The sequence below is a fragment of the Desulfitobacterium sp. PCE1 genome, from assembly GCF_000384015.1.
Taxonomy (GTDB): Bacteria; Bacillota; Desulfitobacteriia; order Desulfitobacteriales; family Desulfitobacteriaceae; genus Desulfitobacterium; species Desulfitobacterium dehalogenans.
The window spans coordinates 80,546-100,909 of record NZ_KB913023.1 but is presented as its reverse complement, the minus strand read 5'-3'; the positions used below and the strand labels follow the sequence as shown (position 1 = coordinate 100,909).

Here is a 20,364-nt window from a genome sequence, read left to right as displayed (position 1 = left end):
AGCGGCCTGCTGCCGCTCCAATCTCTGTAAACCATTATTGTTCCATTTGCTTGGCTAGAAAACCAGCAGCTGTCTCCACTAATTTTAATTCCAACTCACCCATCTTCACATTCGGGTCCTTAGACATCAGAATCACTGCCCCAATGGGATCACCTTCAGCAATGACCGGAGCTATCACTTGGTTCGTCAGCTTACCATGTTCTTCCTCTTCATCCGGCTTACCTTCACCAGCTTTAAGCTGCATGGTCTTCCGTTCAGCCATAGCTTGCTCTATGCTGGTCCAGATGGGCTTATTTAAGTATTCTTTCTTGGAAGCACCCGAGACAGCGATAATCACATCCCGATCGGCGATACATGCGATATGACCGGTTGCCTCATAAAGAGAATCCGCATATTCCTTGGCGAAGTCACCCAACTCACCAATGGGAGAGTACTTCTTAAGGATCACTTCCCCTTCCCGATCTACGAAGATCTCTAAAGGATCTCCCTCACGAATGCGAAGTGTCCGACGTATTTCCTTTGGAATAACAACACGACCAAGATCATCAATTCTTCTTACGATGCCTGTTGCTTTCATGTACGCTCTTCCCTCCTTATAAGTCACTACGAGCCACCTAGTATGGGGCCGTTACAGACACAGCAAGACCACACTAAAGCTTGAGTTAATCCGACAACTGTCCTGCCTGTGGAAAATTTTGCGTTGTCTTTAACTTCATAGATAGTATATATCTGGTGATTCTCTATTATTCATTTTTTTCCATGAAGTTACTAAATTGGATGAGGAAAGTTTAGGGAGTGAAAAAAAGATATACTTAAAAAGAATCTCTTCTTTCTAAATATATCTTCATGAGTCGTCAACCATTCATCTTGTTGAGAATCCTTATCCTTTAAGACGCCGGTTTATATTTCTCTGAGTACTCGATATTGGCCTCTGCCTTGGTCTGCAGCTCGGAGAAATAACTTTCAAATTTCTGAGCCTTGGCATCCGCTAAAGCATCTTCCGCCACTTGATCCTTCACAGCTTCATAATCCGCTTTGGTAGCAGCCTTGTGATCTTCGACTAAAATAATATGATAGCCAAACTCGGACTTAACGGGTGTTTTCGTATAGGTACCTACCTCTTGAGCAAAAGCAACTGCCTCAAACTCGGGAACCATTCTTCCCTTGCCAAAAGATCCCAAATATCCGCCGGAGCTTTGGGATCCGGTATCGGTGGACTTTTCTTTAGCCAACTCTGCGAAATCCGCTCCGCCATCCAGTTGTTTGATAATGGCTTTGGCTTCATCTTCCGTCGGCACCAGGATGTGACGAGCTTGAACCTCTTCTCCCTTACCGCCGTAAAGCTCTTGGTTATTGTCAAAGAAGGTTTTCTCTTGTTCTTTGGTTACCGTCACATCTTTGGTTATTTCAGCGGATAAAGCAAAGTAACTCCTCACTTCATCTTCCGTCATGGCCTGTTGTTTAAGCCATTCTTGATATTGAGTTTCATCCCCAACCATTTGAATAATATTTTTTTCCTGCTCCAAGATCGATGGATCATTGGGGTCCAAATTAAGTCTTTGAGCTTCCTGTATGACAAGCCGCGAAGCAATCATCGCTTCAAGAATCTGGCTTTTCACTTCTTCTAACGCCTCTTTGCCTTGTTCGGTGCTAAAGTCCATTCCCATGCCTTCATAAGTCTTTTGCACATTGGAGACTCGAGCTGCAAAGTCCTGCTCTGTGATGGTTTCCCCATTTACTTTGGCAACCCACTGATTCCCACCTGCAGAAGAACATCCAGCTAAGATTAAAGTAGAAACCAGCAACGCTGCAATTATTCCATTCCGGAAACTCCTCATTATTACACACCCTTTCATCCGTTAAAAGCAATTATATCAGGATGCGGATTTTGACGCAATACCATTAAATACCATTAACGTTTTGTGAATAGCCTCTAAAATCTCCTCTTGAACCACAGAGCGCAGACGGACTTTAATCTCAAGATTGCCATTTCCTGTGGTTCCAAAAGAAACCGGATAGGGAGATTGGGTCGCCATGGTCATCAGCATTTCCCCGGATATGCCCGGGTCGGCCGCAAAGCGGAACACAACCTGCTGCTTGACCTGCTGGATCTGTTCGATCTTCATCCTTGAGGCAATCCATTTAATCCGAACGATCTTCAAGAGGTTCTCCACTTCCCGTGGCGGGGTACCGAAGCGGTCGATCAATTCATCGATCATCAGACTGAGATCCTCTTCATTATCAATGGAGACCATCCGCTGGTAGAGGGCTGCTTTGAGCTGACGCTCCCCAATATAGATATCCGGCAGATAGGCATCCACCTGAACCTCGATACTGGTCTCGATTTTTTCCTCCACCTTCTCACCCTTAATCTCTTGGACGGCTTCCTTAAGCATCTGACTATAAAGTTCAAATCCTAAGGCAGCCAAATGACCGTGCTGTTGAGCTCCAATCAAATTCCCTGCCCCGCGGATCTCCAGATCCCGCATGGCAATTTTAAGACCGGAGCCAAACTCGGTAAATTCCCGTATGGCTGCCAGGCGTTTTTCAGCTACTTCTGTCAAAACCTTCTGGGGTTTATATAAAAAGTAGGAATAAGCTCTCCGATTGGAGCGTCCTACCCGTCCCCGCAGCTGATAAAGCTGCCCCAGACCAAGGCGATCCGCTTCATCAATAATCAGAGTATTGACATTAGGCATATCCAAGCCCGTCTCAATGATGGTGGTACACACCAGGACATCGCTTTCATGCTCCAGGAAAGCCAGCATCTCCTGCTCCAGTTCTTTTTCACTCATCTGCCCATGGGCGATTCCATAGCGCGCCTCCGGTACCAGCTGACTGAGGAAATGAACCACCTGCTCCATATCTTCCACACGGTTATGGACAAAAAAGACCTGACCGCCCCGCTGGATCTCCCGGCGAATGGCTTCCCTCACCACATCCGGCCGGAATTCTGCCACATAGGTCTGGACGGGAAAACGATCCTCCGGCGGGGTCTCGATAACACTGAGATCCCGAACCCCTACCAAGGACATATGCAAGGTCCGTGGAATAGGGGTGGCCGACAGAGTCAAGACATCCACATTGGTTTTTAGAGTTTTTAACTTCTCTTTATGGGCAACCCCAAACCGCTGCTCTTCATCGACGATCAAGAGTCCCAATTCCTTGAACTTAACCGAATCCGCGACCAACTTATGGGTCCCCACCACGATATCTATGGATCCTTCCTTTAAACCCTGAAGAATCAGCTTCTGCTCCTTGGCGGAACGAAAGCGGCTCAGCATCTGGATGCTCACGGGATAGCCCATAAAGCGCTCCTGAAAGGTGTTAAAATGCTGCTGAGCAAGGATGGTGGTAGGAACCAGGACCGCCACCTGCCTGCTGTCCATAACCGCTTTGAAGGCCGCTCGCAAGGCCACCTCAGTCTTCCCATATCCCACATCTCCGCAGAGCAAGCGATCCATAGGACGCTGACGCATCATATCCTGCTTAACCTCGATGATGCATTGCATTTGATCCGGAGTCTCCTGATAGGGGAACTTTTCCTCAAATTCCTGCTGCCAAACATTATCGGGGGAAAAGGCGTAACCCTTGGTAGCCTCCCGTTGGGCATAAAGTTTAACCAAATCGAAGGCCATTTCCTTAATAGCACTTTTCGCCTTGGATTTGACCTTTTTCCATTCGGAGCCCCCCAGCTTATAAAGCTTGGGCAGGGTCTCGGCATCACTTCCTAGATATTTTTGCAAAAGGTTAAGCTGATCCAGAGGAACATAGAGCTTATCCTGACCTGCATATTTTACGGAAAAATAGTCCTTATCCACTCCCCCTACGGAAATCCGCTCAATGCCAATAAATTGACCAATCCCATGATGAACATGGACCACAAAATCTCCCGACTTAAGATCCGAAAATTGCAGCCTTTGCCCCGTCTTCTCAGAGGTCTTTCTTCGTTTCATCGGAGCTTTACGCTCCCGTTTATAAATCTCCGCCTCACTCAATACAATCAGCTTGCTTAAGGGGAGTTCAAACCCTTGATCAATAGAGGAAGGATAGACATAGACCCCACCCTCCTGAACCGGCTCGTTGAGTTCATGTTTCTTGGCCAGAGCCCCTCGGTCCCTTAAGCCTTGCAGCATCCGATCCGCATGCTCCTCATCCCCGACAAAGAGAGTCACAATATGGCCGGATTTTTGCCAATGCTCAATCTCATCCACCAAAATTCCGGTTTTCCCCATAAATCCCGTCAAAGGCCGGGCATTTAAGTTGAAGATCCGTTTTGGAGCAACCCCGGGAATTTGCCTGGGTAAGGTGGAGATTAAAACAAAAGGATGCTCTTCCCCATAGTTCAATAATTGTTCATAGCTTACGAATTGATCCTCAGGGCTATAGAATTCCTCACCTTTGGCCAAAGCCTGAGTATATTCCTCAAGCCTTTCCTTCTGTTGGAATTCGAGCTGTTCTTTCAGTCGTAAGGGTTCATCCAAAATCACATAGCGATCCTGGGAAAGCAAGGAGAAAAAAGGCTCCAAGGGCTCCGAAAGGAGGCTTAAATAAGGATAGATGCTTTCATCTACTCTACCCGTCTTCAGCCTTTCTTCAATCCTCTGAGCTTGTTTCATAACCTGCTCGGCCACATCGGAGCGGCCGCTACGACTTAATCGTCCGGCTTGTTTTCTGGCTTGAGCCCGAACCTCCCAGCCCAGCTTTTCAAATTCCTCAGGACGAATCACTACCTCCAAGGCAGGGGCAATTTTAATACTTTTTAAAGTCTCGGTGGATTTTTGTGTCTCGAGATCAAAGACCCGGATGGAGTCCACTTCATCATCAAAAAACTCTATCCGTAAAGGTTCCCCATCCAAGGGAGCAATATCCATGATCCCCCCCCGAATAGCGAATTGGCCTTTGCCGTCCACTACATCCAGCCGCTCATAACCTGCTGTGATCAGCTTCTGAGCAAGGTCCTTCAAGTCATAGGATGTCCCTTCCTTTAACTCCAGTATGTACTCCTGCCAGCGGCTGGGGGAAAAACTCCGCTGATTCACCGCCAGTACCGGTACGACCACCGTACAGCGATTATCCTGTGCCAAACGATTCAGAACCCGAATTCTCTCAATGGTGGTTTCCCGGCTTTTTCCAAGCACTTCAAAAGGCAGCCACTCCGAGGCCGGAAAATAGAGCACATCTTCCTCCGGAAGCCAGGAACGCAAATCATTGACCCATTTTTGCGCAAGCTCCTCCGAATAGGTAATAACCAAACCCGGTTTTCCCCTTTTAAGAAGCTGGGCTGCAAAGGCAGGCTTCTGACTTCCTGTTAAGTTATAGATCATTTGCGGCCATTCCTTATAGGAAATCGCCTTGTCCACTGCCTCAATATCGAAGCCTAAACGCAGATAGTGGCTGAGGGTTTTCAAAAAATCCTTCCTTTCAGGCAACACAAAAACATGAACGTCCGCCAAGGGGACCCCCATTGTAGCCTAGTTTTAAGCATAATCTAATGTAATTATTCAGATATCGAAAGAACTGTAAAGGTTAGGGGAACATATACAAGTGCAAGTGTGGACAAGGCGGAGAATAGGGAAATTTCACCCTAAAGAAAAGCGGTAAAGCTTGCTTGCAACGCCTAATTTAATCGGCGGTACTCTCCAACTTCCAATTCACTCATACAGTCTGGGCAAAGGGCATAGGCCACATTCCCAATGATATTTATTATAGAGTCGGGACGCTCAGAGGTCAAGTCATCCAGCTCCATCTCCCCTAAGACTTGATCACAGACCTGACAAACCCTCATCACCAGCATAAAAAGACACCTCCCAGGAATAGGTTTGCCTGAGAGGTGCAGGGTTATTCATCCCATTGGAGGCCCTCCTTTGTAACTCACTTTAAAGGAATAAACCCCCGGTCCCTTACAGCGGCGGCTCCTTCATCCGATTGCAGCCATTTTATGGCCCCTCTGGCACTATGTCCTTCAGGCAAATCCTTTCTCACCACGGCATAATACCCGTCGGCCAAGGAATAAGAACCCTTGGCAATATTCTCTTCCGTAGGCTTTACTCCTTCAAAGGAGAGGATTTTCAATCGCGAACCGACTCCCGTCACTTCATTCATATTCTGGAGATAGGTATACAAGGTATAACCTAAGGCATAGCTGTCGGTGGGCTTGCTATTCAAACCCCCGTTATGATAAAAAGCTACCAATTCGAGCATTCCCTCCATAGTCAGCTCAACATAGTTCTTTTGGATATTAGGGTGCATAGGCTGATCATATAAAATCAGGTTATCCAGCTGAGATTGACTGCCGCTGTCGGCATTCCGACAAATGGGGATCAATTCCTTATTCGGTCCTCCCAGCTCAGACCAATTTTTTATTCCATAATCAAGATAAATGGTTCGTACCTGGTCCCCTGTGATACTATCTGTAGTGTTCTCCACCGGTGTAATAAAGATGAGGGCTTCCGCAGCCACAGGGTAGAATTCCAATTCCACTCCGGATTTTTGAGCTAAAGCCAGGACCTCCGAAGAAGCGTAAGGCACAATAATCAGATCTACTTCTCCGGCGATTAGGCGTTTATAGGAGGGCACCGTCTTTGAGACATCCTCCGGCCTATTATCGTTTTCCGAGTAACGATACATGGCCCGATTGATAGCCATGGCGATTCCTTGAGTGGAAGTCGAGCCATCGATGCGGGGGTAGTTCTCATGGGTAATGCCATATTGAGCAGCTGTTTCACTCATGGTGTTATAGACATTGTCCGGTCTCACTTCCTGTGTCGGCACCGGATGACCAGATACAGCCCTTTCCTGATGGGTGCAACCGCTCAGAAGCACAGCTGTTATAACTATAAGGATCAAAAACTGTCTTTTCATACGAACCTCCAATTTCTTACTCCGGCGGACATCGGCAAAGCCTCGCCCCGAAGTCTTGTCTGGGTAGCCACAAACACCAAATGATTGAGCGTTGAACTCAACTTTTCCAGTTGAATTCTGCAGCAATGATCTGTTATCCTCCTCTTTTGGAAGATTCATGGTGATCCCTCAGAAGCGAGGGAAAATCGCAGCCTCAATTCCCCATGATTTACTCCAGATAAGTCCTGGAAAAACTTCATGAACTTTACTTCCTAGCTTAAGTAAGCTAAATTGAATAGGAAAACATTATTACCTTGGGGGTGCAATCAAATGAACCTTGTCGTTTACCTAGCTGGTGAAATCCACACACAATGGCGTGAAGAGCTTAAAGAAAAGGCTGCTGCACTTGATTTGCCTATTGAATTTGTAGGTCCCATGCAGGATCATGACTATTCAGATAGTGTCGGTGAGCAAGTTCTCGGAACTCAACCCAATGCTGTTTTTCGTGATGAGGCCGCTTCAAAGATTAACAACTTAAGAACACAGGTTCTCTTAGGAAAATCCGATCTGATTATTGCTCTTTTCGGAGAGAACAAATATCGGCAATGGAATACAGCAATGGATGCCAGTACCGCCATTGCGCTGAATAAACCCCTTATTATTATTCGTCCCGAAGCACTTCACCACCCATTAAAAGAGCTTTCCCAAAAAGCCAACGTAACGGTTGAAACCATCGATCAAGCGATAAAGGTACTTTCCTACATTTTTGAGACAAAAGCCTAATTCCTAACTATAAAAAGCTCGTGTTAAAGAACTGCAAGTTCTCTGACACGAGCTTTTATTTTTAAAAACTCCATAGCAAACTGAGTCTAGGAACCTGAGCCAATAGACCAACTAATATCTCTTGGTGAACAGGAGATGGCGCCGCCTGCCTATATGCTGTGCCGTCAATGATCTCCCAGCGTTCATCTTCAAGCCAAGAAAGATAATCGGCGTAGGTATAGCTTCCTTCTCTTGTGGCAGTGGCATTTAATCAGTCCACTCCTTATTATAATTTTCTACTCTACTCCGGAAAAAATCCTTCACATAGACTCAACATGAGCCTTTGGTGATGCTGCTCATGCAGCCCGAATTGATATCCACATTATACCGAATTTTCTTATGAATTTCACCTATTATACAAATTCATGGCCTTATCCCCATCTCCTTTGGCCCACAGGGCTACCGCCTTCATCCCCTTATCCAGGCTCTCTTCCAGGACGGGGATCTCCTCTTTAGTAAAGGAAGCCAGCACATAACGGGCAGAATCCCAGCCGGCAGGGGGTCTACCAATGCCCACTTTAAGCCTCCAAAACCCCTCTGTTCCCAGTTCAGCAATGGTGGATTTGATGCCGTTATGGCCGCCGGCACTTCCCGAGCTTCTTAGCCGCAGACGCCCTAGAGGAAGATCCATATCATCGTAGACCACTATAATATCCTTTGGGGTAATCTTATAGAATTGAGCCAACTCCCGAATGGAGCGGCCGCTTAAATTCATAAAAGTCTGAGGCTTGAGAAGATAGACCTTCTCTCCTCCCATCATTGTCTCTGCCACCAAGCCTTGAAACTTGGGGCGAAAATCCAGTTTTAATTCTTCAGCTAAGCAATCCAGGAGGAGAAATCCGGCATTATGCCGGGTCTCCGCATACTGTCCTCCTGGATTGCCCAGACCTGCTATGAGCTTCATGAAACTCCACTCCTCTAAGCATATTGCAGACATCCCGTGAATACATTGATGATAGCAGATTTATGTGTTTTTGCACAGGAAATAAAGGGGGTATTACGATTGAAACCAAGTAAACAGTTTTTATCCTTACCGATCGTCTCCCTAAGCGAAGGACAGCATATTGGATATGTGAAAAGCCTGGTCATAGACTCTCAGTCCAAAGCCCTGGCTGCCTTGGTCATTGATCCCAAGGGATTTTTCAAAGACCAACGCATTATTCCCTATGCTAAAGTCGTTAGCGTAGGGGCGGATGCCATTACCATTGACAAAGGCTCCTATGTGGAAAAGTCCGCCAGCTTACCCGAGATCTTAAGCCTCATCAAGGAAAAATTGACCATCATCGGCACCCGGGTCATTACGCAAAGTGGTAAAACTCTTGGCGTTGTGGAAGAGTTTTATGTGGACCCGGATACAGGCAAGATCACTCAGATGGAGATCTCCGGCGGAAAAATAGAAGGGTTCTTCAGTGGCAAGGCCATCCTCGATGCTGATTATGTAGTCACCATCGGTCAGGATGTTATCGTGGCTCAAAAAGGCTGCGAAACCAGCCTCATGATAGCCGATAAAGGAATCAATGATACCTTTAAATCCGTTTTCCGCTCCACCTCCAGCCTTGCCTCCGGAACGGGCCAGGCTTTTGGAAAAATGCTTAGTAAGAATAAAAATAAGGACCTATCTAAGCACCATACCAAGGGAAAACACAAAGGTAAAGGAAAGAACATAGAAGCTGAAAGCGTGAACCCCATGCAGGATCCTCCAGCCTCAAAGGATGAGGATATCCTGTCCCCTCCCAACAACCAGCAAGTCGATGTAGCCATTTTGGATGAACCTTCTCCGGAGTCTCCAGATGCTTTTCCTGCTGAGCAATCTCCCGAAGTTAACCCGGAGCAGAGCCAAGTGGCTGAAGCCCCTTCGACAAAAGAACCTGTGGGATAATGGGCTGATGCAAAAAAGCAACTATATAACCCCAATAATAAGGAAATAGATCACTCCCCTTATAGCTAGTGTACTCAAAGTACACTAATCTATAAGGGGAGTGTACTATTGAGCGCATTAATATCCTCATTGTCTCATGGTGGCCTTGCCTTCACCATCCAGAGCCCGTCTACATATCTTATAGGTAGATTGACAAATGAAAGGACGGGCCGGCAAAATGAATGCTCCAAACACCGAACGCACGCCCCCTGTCATCGCGGCGGAAATTAACGCGATTAACCTGGAGTCCAGAAAAATGCTGCTGAAGAATGCTATCGAGGTGGGCCGCCGTCTGAAAGAAGCCAAGGAATTGCTCAAACATGGGGAATGGCTGAAGTGGCTTAAGGAGTCGGTCAATTATTCCAAGAGCACAGCTGCAAACCTGATGCGTCTATATGAAGAGTATGGATACCTGCTCCTCAACCCCTCTGAAGAGGACCCAAATTTCCAAGCGCTTGGAAATTTGACCTACACTCAGGCGGTTCTGCTCCTGGGCCTCCCTGAAGAAGAGCGCGAGGAATTTGTAGCGCAGAATGATGTTGCAAATATGACGTCCCGGCAATTAAATCAGGCTGTCAAAGAACAGAGCGAGGTCGCTCCGGCGAAAGCGCAACCCCAAGCTGAGCCGCAAGCCCAGTCCATGCCCAAAATTCCGGAAGATATCCAAATCCAATACGTCAGCAAAACCATCAATCCCCGGAGGGGAAGCAGCCGGGAAACCGCCCCCTCCCCCTCCCTTATCGTGAACTATGAAGAAAAATGCACCGCTTGCTGTAAAACCATCGCCGACACCTTCCAGGAACTGCTGACCGCACTGGGCCAGCTATCCAGGCTTGATCCACAGGTCAAGGAAAAATGCAGCCAGGACGCCGGCCAACTGGCCGCCTATATGGTGGAAAGGCTTAAAGACTGGCCCCCTGTTGCCGGATCAAATATGGCGGGGATTGAAAGGTACTCCACCTATGAATGGTGATGAACTTGTCACCCCTGTCCACCCGGAAGCATAGACTGTACGGACGGCATAACCGTCAAGTTTCGAAGAAGGGAGGCGGGAAGAATGCCCGTAAATTCACTGCCTTTAAGGGCGGCAATGGTGGTCTCTTTTCAAACTGGGCTTTCTCCGACCGGGGTTCCGATCATCCGAAAAAAAACATTGGGCAATGTACGGTTTAACGCGGCTGAACAAGACATTTATGACGTAGCCCATGCCCTGTTCAGTTTAACCGAACATCCGGCACTGGATGTGGTCCTGCGGAAAGAGTTTGACCTTGTTGATGAGGGGTAGTCTGGAGGAAAATACGATATGGGAGGGAGGTTAGCCCATGCCCATTTCAACCAACCGTGTACTCCGGCTGACGTTCGGCACAACCGGTGGCGGTACGGCCTCCATTACCCTGGCCGATCCTCGGTCGGATTTGAATCCGTCCGAAGTGCTGGAGGCTATGAACACGGTGATCAGCCGAAATATTTTTGTTTCGCCTGCGGGTACTCTTACAGGCGTTCGTGATGTCAAAGTAATTGACACCACGACAAACGACCTGTTTGATCCGCAACAGGCTTAGAACAGCGAAGCTGCCGGCGGATTTTGCTGGCAGCTTCGTTTGGCTTGGGGCTTGTTAACCGAACCCTTTTTTATTCATTCAAACAAATACCTGCCGGCGTGCGTTCATTTTCCATCCGGCACATATTCAAGTAAATCCTCTATCTTACAGTCAAACACAGCACAAATCTTATCAATCTGCTCAATCTCAATTCTTTTGGTTTCTTCGTAATACATCTTGGATAAAGTTGCAGGCCTGATTCCGGTGAGTGCTGACAACGTCTTCTGATTCATTTTATGTTTCCCGAGCAGTTCGGACAGTTTGATTCTAACCATGGGAACACACTCCAATATCTTTGTCTTTTGGCTTGATTTTATCAGCAAGCGTAATAAAAAAGTACATTTACGCATCAATATAACCTCAGCGGTAAATTAATGTAGAATAGAAGTAACTTCCATGTTATGATTACCTTAACAGTCATTATATTTCTCTTAGCGTTATTCAAATACTGCCTTAGTATTCTCACAGAATCCCCCACAGTATTCTTTCCGCTGATGTTCAATCCGCTGCGGATTCTTTAAGATTACTATAGGGGAGGCTTGAGGAAATGGAGCTGAATCCCAAAAGGCTGGGCGGGGCCATCAAGAATGCCCGCTTAGAAAACAACTTAACCCAGGAAGAACTGGCCGAGCGGGTGGATATTGCCACTGTCCATATGAAACAGCTCGAAGCCGGCAGCCGGAAACCTTCGGTCGATGTCCTGTATAAGCTGGCCAGGTTCCTCAATTTCTCCGTGGATGCCGTATTCTTTCCTGAGCGGATGGAGGGGCGGGAGCTGCAGCGTAAAATTGAACGCAGCCTGAATAGCTGTTCCCTGCATGAACTGCATGTCATTTACAGCACTATGATTGAATTGCGACGAATCCTGTCCTCTCTTCAGTCCCAAGAGGCTCAGCCGCCTGAACGCCCGGAATAATGCAAACAAAGCCCCGCAAGCGCGGGGTGAAATAGATGTAGACAAGGAGAATTCGCCTTATGAAAATCGCTCTATGTGACGACATCCCGCTTCTGCGCCGGATACTGGAGGAGATAATCAGGGAATACGAAGCCGGGAGGAATGTGCGGTTTCAAATCCACCAGTTTGGGAGCGGCGAAGAGCTACTAAGGCAAGCAGAGAAAGAGCAAATCCGTTTCGATCTGATTTTCCTGGACCAGTGTATGAAAAAGCTCTCCGGCGCGGAAACAGCGCTGCGCATCCGGGAGTATGACACGGTCTGTCAGATCGTGTTTTGCACCGGATCTGGGGCTCACCCACAGTTCGCGGAGGCCTCACCGCTGAGAATCCTGGAGAAGCCGATCAACATGGAAGATATCTACGCCATCCTGGATAAGGTAATAAGCGACAGCAAACCACTAGGGAATTCCTGGTAGTTGCATTTGGGTGCCATTTATAGATTCCGCCGTAGAAGGCCGATTATAACTTTTAACATACTGAAAATGATAAAGTGCGCTTCCGTAATTTGGAAACGCACTTTTTATTACCTTTGTCTTCATTATTAAGCAACAACAACTTCTATATTTTTCATATTCACGGGGAAAATCTGATCTTAAGCCCCGAATGAACAGCCCGACCGGTGCGGACAGTTTAAAATTACCCGTCAACATAAGCCCAAGATAAGACGGCTTCCAGACGTGTGTTGACCCCAAATTTGAGAAGGATAATCTTCACCTGAAGATGAGCCGCCCGGACGGTTATCCCTAAAGCTGCGGCAATCTCTCTGTTATGGAGACCCTTTGTTAAAAGGCACATAATTTCTTTTTCTCGAGGCGTTAACAGCCTTTTAAGAACTTCGGCAGGCTTCACAGGGAAATACAAATCATTGAAATCTATTTCAACTTTGGGAAACGCCGACAGGCTTGGAGAAAAATATACACCCCCTTTAGACACACTTAAGACAGCCTGTATCATTTCCTCAACGGCACAGGTTTTCAACAACAGCCCTTCGGCTCCTTTCCGGCTTGCCGCCAGAACATAGCCCTCCTGGCTTTGTTCCACCATCAGAATAACCTTTAGATCAGGGTGGGCCGCTTTTATTTTATCCATTAAGTCTAGTCCGCCGATATCCGGAAGATAAAAATCCAATAAAACAACATCCGGCACGGAATCACAGAGAAAATTCAGACACGAATTTTTATCCCCGGCAATTCCGATGGTCACTATGCGCGGTTCAAAAGACAGCAACGCCCTGGTCCCTTCCGCAAAAGGCCGGTGACTGTCCACGATGAGCAAATGTACCTGTTCTTCTGTCTCTTTTGATTTTTCCCAATGAATGGACATCCTATCTCACGCGCCTTCATCCATATTTGGGGTCCCGATGTGGGTTTTCACATTATAAAACTGGGATAAGCGCCTTAAGCGTTGTTCCGCGGTTTATTCCCGAAATGATCTGAAGTTCCCCATCCAGGCTATCAATGCGCTCCTTCATTTCAGCCAGGCCGAAGTGAGTCCCTGTCAATAACCAGCTTTCTATCTGGTCGGCGTCAAAGCCCCGGCCGGAATCACTTACTGTCAATTCAAGCCCGGTTTCGTTCAGGGCTATGTGAACTGTTTGCATATTGGAGCCGGAGTGCCGCACCGAGTTCATGATCCCTTCCTGTAAAAAACGATAGGCGGTGACTTCCACATCCTCTTTAAGCCGGCTTTGATGGTCCAGTCCGCTAATTTTCAGAGAAATCAGGGACAATTCTTCTGTCATGATTTTCTGACACAGCCATTGGACTGCAGGAACCAATCCCAGGTGGGTTAGAATCGGGGGGCCCCAAGCATTGACAATACCATTGAGTTCATAATTCAGATCCTCCGCTCGTTCCTGCAGATAAGAAATCACCTTCAGCGTCTTGTCGTCGGCGGGGCATTCCGTTTTCAGGTATTTCAGCCACCGGCTCAGGTCCATGCTCCACTGCAAGGGACCGGCGCAGATTTCGTCGGTGAGGAGTTTCCTTTTTTGCTCATCCTTACGGAACAACGCGTTGGTGATTCCCTGGAGCTCCATTTTTCTTCGCTGTGAACGCCCGGAACTTTTGGTCAGGAAATGTATTTCTTTGGTCAGCTCGCCGATCACCAGCGACATAATGATCTGATACTGCAACTGACCGGCCAGCAGGGTAAGAAAAGGCAATTCCGATTGCTCAAATTTGATGCGAGAAGAACGCCGGCCAAAGAAAATTCCGCAGGTAGAGTCTTGGGCAATAAATGGGACATAAATCCCGGCCGGGCAGTCGTCGGGCAGCATTTTGGCTTCCAGATCAAGCCTTTGATTCTGATAAAAAAAGTTCTCCAGCATCTCCAATTCCCTGGGATTCTCCTTAAAACGTCCCGCCGCTTTTTTCAGACAGCCGATCTGTGCATTCTCCATAATCATAAAAATCCCGTCAATGCCCAGGCTATTAATCAGCTCATCCAATATCCTATCCTCGGCCAAAAGAGAGGAGAGATTTTCATTCAGGGCAGCCATCTTCTGCTTGAAAGCTTGTTTGTCTTGGGAAAAGCGGCTTCTTTCCCAGAGCCTGTTGATGCCAATCCGGATTAAATGAAAGCAAAGAATAGACAGTAATGTGAAAAGCAGCAAAGCCGAATAGATTTCAAAATAGATCGTGGGCACGATTTGCAGGAAAAAAAGCGCCAGGAAAACAACCAGGCTCAGGATAGCTGCCGCACCGATATAAGAAAGGGCTGTTTCATAAAGCCGGCGGCTGTCTGGCAAATATTTGTTGACAATTATATAGTATAAAGAGACTGGGACAGCAGCTACGAACAAGGAACTCACTTGGGTATAAAGCAATTGTTCAAAATTTAAAATGATTGGAAACGCGGTCAATAATACGAACGGTAAAAAGCCGATCCCAATCCCTAATAGGATAATACCGACTTCATTCTTTTTGGGATGATCTTTGGGCAGCTTTATGAGTAATCCAAGATTCCAAAGCGTAGAAAGAATGCCGATGATCATATTGAATAACATTAATCTTCTTATTAAGCTAACGAGATGAACAATACCCAAAGAATGCAGGAATAATAAGCCAAGAATAGTCAGGAATAGGATGATTGTAATTTTGTAGCTGATTTTATTTATTTTATTTTGATTATAGGCAGGAAAAACTGAAATAAAAGCAATAAGGAACACAGGGACCAACGAAAACGTGATGCTCTCCAATTCTTTAGCCAATAATAAACAACGGCTGGAAGCGTGTGCTAAGACAATCGCCAGGCCAATTATCCAATTCATCCAAAATAAGGTGCGCGCCTGTTCCAAAAAAGGACGCTTGTACCAGGTCATAAACCCTAAAAACCAAAAAGTAAACCCCAGGATGACCAGAGGGGCTTCGCTAAATACCATCAACAGAGCAGGTTGTTTGGATATAGTAACCGTTTGGGCCGTCAGTTCATCCGGTTTCCGAAACTCAACCGTTGAAGCCCCTTCTGCCTCTTCCCATTTGTGGACAGAACGGTGTCCACCGGCATTCACCCCGTTGATTTTCAGGATTTCGTCCCCCACCTGGATACCTGACCGGTACCCCTCGCCATAAGGATTAGCGGTTGTCACCAGCCATTGTCCATTGATGTTCTTAAGCCCGAGACCTATGAAGGGTTGGGTCAGACAAGCAGCAAAATATCCCAACCCCAACACAATAAAGACAATACTGGCAATATAATAAATTTGCCGTTTAAACACTTTCTCCAACAAGTTCTTTCATGTTCTCCTTATACTTTTCGGGAACAGGAATTCCCTCCAAAATTTCCCTCGCTTTTTGGCAATAGATTTCAAACATCACGGTACAGTATTGCGAAACGCCTTCTTCAGCAGCCAGCTGCCTGACATATTCCCTTTCTTTATCCCCGAACCCGTGCGATCCTTCGCTACCCCCTTGCGTCAGCTCTTTAAACCGCTCGGCGGTTTCATCTTTAAGGGTATTTAACAGGTAAACATAGGGCAGGGTTTTTTTATTATTCACAAAATCTTTTTTTCTGGAAAAATCCAGGAAATCATTTAAATCGTTTTTGATTTGATTCAGGATCCCAAGGCTTATCCCAAACTGTTCCAATGAATGGACCACCGTTTCTTCTGCACCACCTAAGACGGCTCCGATTCTACAGGCACAGGCAGCCAAACTTCCGGCCTTTTGTTCCGCCATCTCAAAATATTGCTCAAAAGACACCTGTTGCCGGCCATCAAATAAAAACTCCTGAAATTGCCCATGGCTGGCGCGTATTCCTGTACAGTGTAAGGTTGCCGCAACTTCTCGAAGCATCCTGTTGTCCGGGATGACGGAAATGGCCTCATCACTGAGCATGAGCAGGCAGATGGCCAGATTGATGGCCTGAGCGTCCGGAAGCTGGCGCCAGGGCATATGCTCATTATCCTGGTCCTGCACGTCATCGAAAATATCCAAGGCCAGAGCAAAAAACTCCATCCCAATGGCACCCGGCAGCACAGCTTCCAACTCCCCGCCCGCACATTCACAACTCATACGCGTTAAATGGGCCCAGCGAAACAATTCCCCCGTAGGGCTGTCGGCATTGAGGCATGCGCGGATCATTCGATCCATTTCCGCACCCAGCCGAACTTTTGTCAAAGTACTATCGATTTCTTTTAAAAAAATCTGGTCAAGCTGAAGGTTCATCAAATTTACCACCACAAATCTAGAGGAGTGGGTCCAATCGCTACAGTGCCCCCGGATACTTCATGCCGGGAAAATACATTTTGAATAACAGAAAATTCGCCAGGCTTTATTTTGCTTTCGTCCGACTTTTCATCTTGCGTTACCAAACGCGTGGGATTTTTGACAGATTCATGGACCAAATTCGCGATAGCTGCATAATTCATCTTAAAACCCCTTTCTGATTAAAACGTAACCTACAGTTTTCCACAGTGTCGCTTAATTACAAAGATGTCCTTCAGCTTGATCCTATACTCACTGTACTTCTCTATTTTACTTATTTTTCCTCTATCGAAATTTAGTTTATTGTGTCGTAATTTGCTTTGGCTCAATTGCCGATTCCCGAAAACTTTACTGATAACATTTTTCGAGGATGAAAAAAGAGAACTATTCTTTTTCTCTCTTCCTGCTCTTACTCTTTTGACTATGTTAAGGCATCTCGGACTTGTCGTGGGCCCCTTGGTACACAATGTGGGATCGGTGGGTGTTATTATCAATCCATCCCTGTTATTAAAATAGAGGAAAACCAAGTGAGAGCTTTGATAGATATAATCCACGCAAAAAAAATCAGAAGGAAGGGCTTTGTCCCTCACTTCTGATTTTTTTATCTAAAATATCAACTCTCCCTGACATTCACGGCCTTTCCGCCCCAGAGAACAGAGACTAACTGAACAGCTTGCTTACAGAAAGGTCCTCATGAATACGCACGATGGCCGCTCCCAATAAAGGAGCCACCGAGAGGGTTTTAATCTTGGGGATCATGTTTTCCGGATGAACAGGAATGGTATTGGTAATGACCACTTCTTTGATGACGGATTTCTCCAGGCGTTCAAAGGCCGGTCCCGATAAGACAGGGTGAGTACAGCAAGCGTAGACCTCCAACGCACCGCGATCCATCAGGACTTGGGCGCCTTGAGTGATGGTCCCTGCTGTGTCGATGATATCATCGATCATAATCACATGCTTGCCTTGAATATCGCCGATAACGTTCATAATCTCTGAAACATTGGGTTCCGGACGACGCTTGTCGATGATGGCCAAAGGCGCTCCGATGCGTTCTGCCAGATTGCGAGCCCGTTGTACCCCTCCATGGTCCGGAGAAACAACCACTACATTCTCCAATTCCTTGCTCTTAAAGTACTCAGCCAGGATGGGAACACCAGGGAGATGGTCTACCGGAATATCAAAGAAACCTTGAATGGCCGGGGCATGGAGATCCATGGTTACGACCCGGTCGGCACCTGCAGTGGTAATCAGATTAGCCATGAGCTTGGCAGTGATCGGATCCCGGGCCTTGGATTTCCGTTCTTGACGAGCATATCCGTAATAAGGGATAACTGGAGTGATGCGGCGAGCCGACGCTCTTTTCAGGGCATCAATCATGATCAAGAGTTCCATGATATTATCATTGGTCGGATTACAGGTGGGCTGAACCACAAAGACATCCGCCCCCCGGACGCTTTCATCAATGGCGATGGTAATTTCCCCGTCCTTAAAGCGTTTTACTTTAGCTTCTCCCAGAGGAACCCCCAGATAATCAACGATTTCTTCCGCTAATGCTCGGTTGGCATTGCCGCAAAAGATTTTCAACTCCTTGACAGACATTCCAAAATATCCCCCTACTTTTTCTTATTTCGAACCCAATTTTCGATATTCTTTTGAGTACTGCGCTCTACGGCTAAGGTGTGGGCCGGTACATCCTTGGAGATAGTGGATCCCGCTCCTGTCACAGCACCTTCACCGATTTCCACCGGAGCTACAAGATTAGTATTGCTTCCCAGAAAAGCCTTATCCCTGATAATCGTTTTATATTTATTGACCCCATCATAATTACAGGTAATGGTTCCTGCCCCTATATTCACAGATTTCCCCACTTGGGAATCTCCTACATAACTAAGATGAGGAATTTTTGACCCTTCACCGATCTGGCTGTTTTTAATCTCTACGAAGTCTCCCACTTTAACCTTATCCTGAAGAACCGTACCCGGACGCAGGTAAGCATAGGGGCCAATGGTGCAATGGCTGCCGATAACGGCTTGATTGCCCACGGTATGAGATACCTCTGATCCTACTCCCACAGTGCAATCCTTTAAGGTCGTACTGGGACCAATGACTGCATCCTCCGCCACCAGAGTCCTGCCCTGAAGAATAGTAAAGGGCTGAAGTACCACATCCGGTTGAAGCACTACCTCGGCTTCGATAAAAGTGGAGTGAGGGTCGATGATGGTCACCCCTTCCTCCATCCAATAGGACAGAATCCGCTGGCGAACCACATCCTCGGCTGCCGCCAACTGGGCCCGGCTGTTTATCCCCAGCGCTTCATGGACATCCTCAGTGCAGTAGGTACGGATGACTTCCCCTTGAGTATGAAAAACAGAGAAAACATCGGTTAAATAATACTCTCCTTGAGCGTTCTTGGGAGTTATGTTCTTTAGGGCATCCCTAAGCTTGGCAACATTAAAGCAATAGGTTCCCGTATTAATCTCTTTAATCAGCCGTTCCTCAGGAGTGGCATCCTTCTCCTCCACCACACGCAAAAACTTATCTCCCTCTTTAAGAATCCGCCCTAATCCGTAAGGATTCTCAAAGCAGGCCGTTAAAAGAGTAGCTGCCGCATTATTTTCAGTATGAATCTTTACCAATTGTTTGAGGGTCTCCGGCCGGATGAGGGGCTGGTCTCCACTTAAAACAATAATATGATCAACCTCATGGCAATGAGGTATTGCTTGCATAATAGCATGTCCCGTTCCACATTGTTCCTCTTGAACAACCACTTCAGTCCGGTCATCCAAAGTGGCCTCTATCTGTTCTCTGCCATGACCTAGAATAACCATAGAACGGGGAATCTCCACGGAGCGAACACAATCCAAAACATGTTGAAGCATGGGTTTTCCGGCAAGTGTATGCATGACCTTAGGCAATTTGGACTTCATTCGGGTACCTTTGCCTGCAGCCATAATCACCGCAGCCCAATGTGGCATAAACTTCGCCTCCATCAATAGTTTACCCTGATTAATATTCAATACCCAAAAAACTTTAATTCGTCAAAAAACAGCAAATTCCTCTTTCATTATACATCTTCTCTGCCTGTTTTTCATCTTTCTATGGAGTCTTTTCCCTAACTCATGAGCAAAAGAGACCCCTATACAGGGTCTCTTCCTCCCAAATGCTTGTCTTACATTGCTTCCTGGTAAGCTTTTAATACTGCGTTTTGAATCACTTCGCGGGCTGCAGAAGAGATAGGGTGTGCTATATCACGGAATTCACCTTCCGGAGTTTTCCGGCTGGGCATAGCAACGAAAAGCCCGTTTGTCCCTTCCACTACTTTCACATCGTGAACGACAAACGAATTGTCGAATGTAACAGAAACAACTGCTTTCATCTTGCCCTCGACATTCACCTTCCGTACCCGTACGTCAGTAATGTTCATTATGAATCACCACCCTTCTCATCCGGTGACCAGCAATATTCTTACCAAACATATTCTCTATATGGTAAAAAACTCCTTCTTTTAAGCGAAAA

21 protein-coding genes and 1 pseudogene are annotated in these 20,364 nt (G+C 46.7%); 7 read left to right on the top strand and 15 right to left on the bottom strand.

Annotated features, from left to right (window positions below; translation table 11 throughout):
* Positions 1-34 precede the first annotated feature (34 nt).
* The 5 genes from spoVT to DESPCE1_RS0100465 form a co-directional block, all read right to left on the bottom strand.
* Positions 35-577 carry a stage V sporulation protein T gene (gene spoVT / locus DESPCE1_RS0100485; RefSeq protein WP_014792094.1) on the bottom strand — a complete coding sequence of 181 codons (543 nt, stop codon included), beginning with the start codon at positions 575-577 and terminating at the stop codon, positions 35-37.
* A gap of 310 nt (positions 578-887) precedes the next feature.
* The gene (locus tag DESPCE1_RS0100480; protein ID WP_019849131.1) at positions 888-1,838 is read right to left on the bottom strand and encodes a peptidylprolyl isomerase; all 951 of its coding nucleotides are present in this window, start codon (positions 1,836-1,838) and stop codon (positions 888-890) included.
* A gap of 36 nt (positions 1,839-1,874) precedes the next feature.
* Entirely contained in the window at positions 1,875-5,468 is a 3,594-nt protein-coding gene (mfd, locus tag DESPCE1_RS0100475) for a transcription-repair coupling factor (RefSeq protein ID WP_033422374.1), read from the bottom strand.
* A gap of 152 nt (positions 5,469-5,620) precedes the next feature.
* Positions 5,621-5,797, bottom strand: a complete 177-nt coding sequence (locus DESPCE1_RS23080) for a hypothetical protein (RefSeq protein ID WP_019849129.1) — start codon at positions 5,795-5,797, stop codon at positions 5,621-5,623.
* A 77-nt stretch (positions 5,798-5,874) separates the two neighbouring features.
* On the bottom strand, positions 5,875-6,864 hold the full coding sequence (locus tag DESPCE1_RS0100465; RefSeq protein ID WP_028305411.1) for a substrate-binding domain-containing protein: 990 nt from the start codon (positions 6,862-6,864) through the stop codon (positions 5,875-5,877).
* A gap of 309 nt (positions 6,865-7,173) precedes the next feature.
* On the opposite strand from DESPCE1_RS0100465, the gene DESPCE1_RS0100460 reads away from it, so the two are divergent.
* The gene (locus DESPCE1_RS0100460; protein WP_019849127.1) at positions 7,174-7,626 is read left to right on the top strand and encodes a YtoQ family protein; all 453 of its coding nucleotides are present in this window, start codon (positions 7,174-7,176) and stop codon (positions 7,624-7,626) included.
* 94 nt (positions 7,627-7,720) lie between these two features.
* Here the strand turns inward: DESPCE1_RS0100460 and DESPCE1_RS23540 are convergent.
* A pseudogene (locus DESPCE1_RS23540) lies at positions 7,721-7,872 on the bottom strand (Uma2 family endonuclease); the annotation flags it as partial.
* Between the two features lie 139 nt (positions 7,873-8,011).
* Complete coding sequence (gene pth / locus DESPCE1_RS0100450; RefSeq protein WP_014792088.1) at positions 8,012-8,569, bottom strand: aminoacyl-tRNA hydrolase; 558 nt, start codon at positions 8,567-8,569, stop codon at positions 8,012-8,014.
* 99 nt (positions 8,570-8,668) lie between these two features.
* Here pth and DESPCE1_RS0100445 point away from each other — a divergent pair, with 99 nt between their 5' ends.
* The 4 genes from DESPCE1_RS0100445 to DESPCE1_RS0100430 all read left to right on the top strand — a co-directional run bounded on the left by DESPCE1_RS0100445 (position 8,669) and on the right by DESPCE1_RS0100430 (position 11,145).
* Positions 8,669-9,544 carry a PRC-barrel domain-containing protein gene (locus tag DESPCE1_RS0100445; protein WP_019849125.1) on the top strand — a complete coding sequence of 292 codons (876 nt, stop codon included), beginning with the start codon at positions 8,669-8,671 and terminating at the stop codon, positions 9,542-9,544.
* 217 nt (positions 9,545-9,761) lie between these two features.
* The gene (locus DESPCE1_RS0100440) at positions 9,762-10,556 is read left to right on the top strand and encodes a DUF3102 domain-containing protein (protein WP_028305410.1); all 795 of its coding nucleotides are present in this window, start codon (positions 9,762-9,764) and stop codon (positions 10,554-10,556) included.
* An 84-nt stretch (positions 10,557-10,640) separates the two neighbouring features.
* Positions 10,641-10,868 carry a DUF1659 domain-containing protein gene (locus DESPCE1_RS0100435; RefSeq protein WP_014792085.1) on the top strand — a complete coding sequence of 76 codons (228 nt, stop codon included), beginning with the start codon at positions 10,641-10,643 and terminating at the stop codon, positions 10,866-10,868.
* A 37-nt stretch (positions 10,869-10,905) separates the two neighbouring features.
* Positions 10,906-11,145, top strand: coding sequence for a DUF2922 domain-containing protein (locus DESPCE1_RS0100430; RefSeq protein ID WP_014792084.1), 240 nt, complete (start codon positions 10,906-10,908; stop codon positions 11,143-11,145).
* Positions 11,146-11,249: 104 nt separating this feature from the next.
* Here the strand turns inward: DESPCE1_RS0100430 and DESPCE1_RS0100425 are convergent, their stop codons facing one another.
* Positions 11,250-11,459 carry a helix-turn-helix transcriptional regulator gene (locus DESPCE1_RS0100425; protein WP_014792083.1) on the bottom strand — a complete coding sequence of 70 codons (210 nt, stop codon included), beginning with the start codon at positions 11,457-11,459 and terminating at the stop codon, positions 11,250-11,252.
* Positions 11,460-11,731: 272 nt separating this feature from the next.
* Between DESPCE1_RS0100425 and DESPCE1_RS0100420 the strand changes: the two genes are divergently transcribed.
* Positions 11,732-12,100 (top strand): helix-turn-helix transcriptional regulator, encoded by a 369-nt coding sequence (locus tag DESPCE1_RS0100420; RefSeq protein ID WP_019849123.1) that lies wholly within the window; start codon positions 11,732-11,734, stop codon positions 12,098-12,100.
* Positions 12,101-12,159: 59 nt separating this feature from the next.
* Positions 12,160-12,555, top strand: a complete 396-nt coding sequence (locus DESPCE1_RS0100415) for a LytTR family DNA-binding domain-containing protein (RefSeq protein ID WP_014792081.1) — start codon at positions 12,160-12,162, stop codon at positions 12,553-12,555.
* A gap of 220 nt (positions 12,556-12,775) precedes the next feature.
* Here DESPCE1_RS0100415 and DESPCE1_RS0100410 read toward each other — a convergent pair whose 3' ends face one another.
* The 7 genes from DESPCE1_RS0100410 to spoVG form a co-directional block, all read right to left on the bottom strand.
* Positions 12,776-13,462, bottom strand: coding sequence for a response regulator transcription factor (locus tag DESPCE1_RS0100410; protein ID WP_019849122.1), 687 nt, complete (start codon positions 13,460-13,462; stop codon positions 12,776-12,778).
* Between the two features lie 52 nt (positions 13,463-13,514).
* Positions 13,515-15,869 (bottom strand): ATP-binding protein, encoded by a 2,355-nt coding sequence (locus DESPCE1_RS0100405; RefSeq protein ID WP_019849121.1) that lies wholly within the window; start codon positions 15,867-15,869, stop codon positions 13,515-13,517.
* Positions 15,850-16,806, bottom strand: coding sequence for a polyprenyl synthetase family protein (locus DESPCE1_RS0100400; RefSeq protein WP_014792078.1), 957 nt, complete (start codon positions 16,804-16,806; stop codon positions 15,850-15,852). Before DESPCE1_RS0100400 ends, DESPCE1_RS0100405 begins: the two co-directional genes overlap by 20 nt.
* Positions 16,807-16,811: 5 nt before the next feature.
* Positions 16,812-17,009, bottom strand: coding sequence for a hypothetical protein (locus tag DESPCE1_RS0100395; protein ID WP_014792077.1), 198 nt, complete (start codon positions 17,007-17,009; stop codon positions 16,812-16,814).
* Positions 17,010-17,505: 496 nt separating this feature from the next.
* Positions 17,506-18,447 carry a ribose-phosphate pyrophosphokinase gene (locus DESPCE1_RS0100390; protein WP_014792076.1) on the bottom strand — a complete coding sequence of 314 codons (942 nt, stop codon included), beginning with the start codon at positions 18,445-18,447 and terminating at the stop codon, positions 17,506-17,508.
* 14 nt (positions 18,448-18,461) lie between these two features.
* Positions 18,462-19,823 carry a bifunctional UDP-N-acetylglucosamine diphosphorylase/glucosamine-1-phosphate N-acetyltransferase GlmU gene (glmU, locus tag DESPCE1_RS0100385; RefSeq protein WP_019849120.1) on the bottom strand — a complete coding sequence of 454 codons (1,362 nt, stop codon included), beginning with the start codon at positions 19,821-19,823 and terminating at the stop codon, positions 18,462-18,464.
* Between the two features lie 194 nt (positions 19,824-20,017).
* A complete protein-coding gene (spoVG, locus tag DESPCE1_RS0100380; protein WP_005814955.1) occupies positions 20,018-20,272 on the bottom strand; it encodes a septation regulator SpoVG in 255 nt (84 codons plus the stop codon).
* Between the last annotated feature and the right edge of the window lie 92 nt (positions 20,273-20,364).

What these genes read in the sequence shown, in the direction of transcription:
- DESPCE1_RS0100465 (WP_028305411.1), bottom strand. Translation starts at nt 6,864, where the DNA reads ATGAAAAGACAGTTTTTGATCCTTATAGTTATAACAGCTGTGCTTCTG.
- DESPCE1_RS0100390 (WP_014792076.1), bottom strand. Translation starts at nt 18,447, where the DNA reads ATGTCTGTCAAGGAGTTGAAAATCTTTTGCGGCAATGCCAACCGAGCA.
- DESPCE1_RS0100420 (WP_019849123.1), top strand. Translation starts at nt 11,732, where the DNA reads ATGGAGCTGAATCCCAAAAGGCTGGGCGGGGCCATCAAGAATGCCCGC.
- DESPCE1_RS0100425 (WP_014792083.1), bottom strand. Translation starts at nt 11,459, where the DNA reads ATGGTTAGAATCAAACTGTCCGAACTGCTCGGGAAACATAAAATGAAT.
- DESPCE1_RS23080 (WP_019849129.1), bottom strand. Translation starts at nt 5,797, where the DNA reads ATGCTGGTGATGAGGGTTTGTCAGGTCTGTGATCAAGTCTTAGGGGAG.
- DESPCE1_RS0100480 (WP_019849131.1), bottom strand. Translation starts at nt 1,838, where the DNA reads ATGAGGAGTTTCCGGAATGGAATAATTGCAGCGTTGCTGGTTTCTACT.
- DESPCE1_RS0100395 (WP_014792077.1), bottom strand. Translation starts at nt 17,009, where the DNA reads ATGAATTATGCAGCTATCGCGAATTTGGTCCATGAATCTGTCAAAAAT.
- DESPCE1_RS0100410 (WP_019849122.1), bottom strand. Translation starts at nt 13,462, where the DNA reads ATGTCCATTCATTGGGAAAAATCAAAAGAGACAGAAGAACAGGTACAT.
- pth (WP_014792088.1), bottom strand. Translation starts at nt 8,569, where the DNA reads ATGAAGCTCATAGCAGGTCTGGGCAATCCAGGAGGACAGTATGCGGAG.
- DESPCE1_RS0100430 (WP_014792084.1), top strand. Translation starts at nt 10,906, where the DNA reads ATGCCCATTTCAACCAACCGTGTACTCCGGCTGACGTTCGGCACAACC.
- spoVT (WP_014792094.1), bottom strand. Translation starts at nt 577, where the DNA reads ATGAAAGCAACAGGCATCGTAAGAAGAATTGATGATCTTGGTCGTGTT.
- mfd (WP_033422374.1), bottom strand. Translation starts at nt 5,468, where the DNA reads ATGGGGGTCCCCTTGGCGGACGTTCATGTTTTTGTGTTGCCTGAAAGG.
- DESPCE1_RS0100415 (WP_014792081.1), top strand. Translation starts at nt 12,160, where the DNA reads ATGAAAATCGCTCTATGTGACGACATCCCGCTTCTGCGCCGGATACTG.
- DESPCE1_RS0100435 (WP_014792085.1), top strand. Translation starts at nt 10,641, where the DNA reads ATGCCCGTAAATTCACTGCCTTTAAGGGCGGCAATGGTGGTCTCTTTT.
- glmU (WP_019849120.1), bottom strand. Translation starts at nt 19,823, where the DNA reads ATGCCACATTGGGCTGCGGTGATTATGGCTGCAGGCAAAGGTACCCGA.
- DESPCE1_RS0100440 (WP_028305410.1), top strand. Translation starts at nt 9,762, where the DNA reads ATGAATGCTCCAAACACCGAACGCACGCCCCCTGTCATCGCGGCGGAA.
- DESPCE1_RS0100400 (WP_014792078.1), bottom strand. Translation starts at nt 16,806, where the DNA reads ATGAACCTTCAGCTTGACCAGATTTTTTTAAAAGAAATCGATAGTACT.
- spoVG (WP_005814955.1), bottom strand. Translation starts at nt 20,272, where the DNA reads ATGAACATTACTGACGTACGGGTACGGAAGGTGAATGTCGAGGGCAAG.
- DESPCE1_RS0100460 (WP_019849127.1), top strand. Translation starts at nt 7,174, where the DNA reads ATGAACCTTGTCGTTTACCTAGCTGGTGAAATCCACACACAATGGCGT.